The organism is Variovorax sp. WDL1 (assembly GCF_001541225.1).
Lineage (GTDB): Bacteria > Pseudomonadota > Gammaproteobacteria > Burkholderiales > Burkholderiaceae_C > Variovorax.
Genome location: NZ_LMTS01000341.1, coordinates 1 through 214, shown reverse-complemented (window position 1 = coordinate 214; position 214 = coordinate 1). Strand labels below are relative to the sequence as shown.

General features: G+C 65.0%; 1 protein-coding gene. It reads left to right on the top strand.

Annotated elements, in window-relative coordinates:
* On the top strand, positions 1-214 hold a 214-nt coding region (locus APY03_RS43050; protein ID WP_198161383.1), incomplete at both ends, for a hypothetical protein.

Sequence of the window (214 nt, the reverse complement as noted above, 5' to 3'; positions counted from 1 at the left end):
TACGCCAACGTCTACGCGGACGATGGCAGCCGCGACCAGCACGACTACGACCAGGACGGATCGCAAGGCTGGAACGCGGTGGTGTCGCATTTCGATGCCTGGGGCCGCGAAGCGCACGCCAGCATGTACCAGGATGACGGCAGCCGCGACTGGGTCGACCATGACCAGGACGGCTCGCAAGGCTGGAGTCGGGTCGAATCCCATTTCGACGCCT